Consider the following 1138-nt stretch of genomic DNA (forward strand, 5'->3'; position numbering starts at 1 on the left):
GAGACCTGTGCGCGGATATTTGTAGACGTATGGAAACATTGATGATTCAATGCCTTTATCGAGAGATAGAGGTTTGTAATGAGCCGTCGCCGGATAGGACAGGAAGCGTTCGGATTTGCTGTTGATCGGGGTTCGTCATCGTCTCTGGATGATCTCAGCCGGCTGATCGATTGGGCTCCGATCGAAGAAGCGCTCAGCATTATATCGTGCGCGGCCAGAGGAGAGCCCGCCTGGCCGCCATTGGCTCTATTCAAGGCGGTGCTTTTGTCGATCTGGTATGACCTTTCGGACGTGAAGCTTGCCGAAGCACTGGATGATCGAGCCTCTTTCCGGCGGTTCTGCGGGTTCTCTCGATCGGAGCTGACACCGGAGCGGACAGCATTCGTGCGGTTTCGAAAGGCCCTTATCGGCCATGGCCTGGACAAGACCTTGTTTAACAAGATCACCGATCAGCTCAAGGCCAAGGCGATCCAGGTGAAGACCGGCACGCTGGTCGATGCGACGATCATCGCGTCGGCCAGTGAGGATGATGACGAGGGCCATTGGGTCAAACACAAGGGCCGCCCGGCGGTTCATGGCTTCAAGGCCCATGTCGGTGCGGATGCCGATACCACTCTTGTCGAGGAGATCGCCGTGACGCCCGCCAACATCAACGACGGCAAGGCTGGTCCTGATGCGCTGCCAGATAATCCGGGCGATGTCTATGCCGACAGCGCTTATCGCGGCGACCATTTTGGGAAGGCAGTGCTGGCCAAGGGCGGCACGCCCAAGATTGTCGCCACCGGCATGTGGGGACGCGACGAAGCCGAAACACGGGCGCGCCTTGAGGCCTGGAACCAACCAATCCACCGCATTCGTGGCCGCATCGAAAAGATCTTCGGCACCTGGAAACGAAGCTATGGTCTACGACGAATGCGATGGCGAGGGCTTGCAAAGGCAGGTGTTCAAATTCGCCTGACCGCCATCGCTTATAATATGAAACGCAGTTTGAAGATCATTACCGCAGCCGGATAGACGACAAACAGCACGCCCTGCCAGCGATCGTGTTCCAAGCCGCGTATGCCGACGCCTGCGATACGCTTCCCATCCGAGGAAATACAGCAAATTCAAGCAGAAAGCCTACCCGCGCACAGGTCTC

1 protein-coding gene is annotated in these 1138 nt (G+C 57.3%); it reads left to right on the forward strand.

Annotation, left to right across the window (positions count from 1 at the left end):
• Positions 1–78 precede the first annotated feature (78 nt).
• The gene (locus PH562_RS30640; RefSeq protein ID WP_285177643.1) at positions 79–1014 is read left to right on the forward strand and encodes an IS5 family transposase; all 936 of its coding nucleotides are present in this window, start codon (positions 79–81) and stop codon (positions 1012–1014) included.
• Positions 1015–1138: the final 124 nt, after the last annotated feature.

Origin of the sequence: Rhizobium centroccidentale (assembly GCF_030182565.1) — a bacterium.
Lineage (GTDB): Bacteria > Pseudomonadota > Alphaproteobacteria > Rhizobiales > Rhizobiaceae > Rhizobium.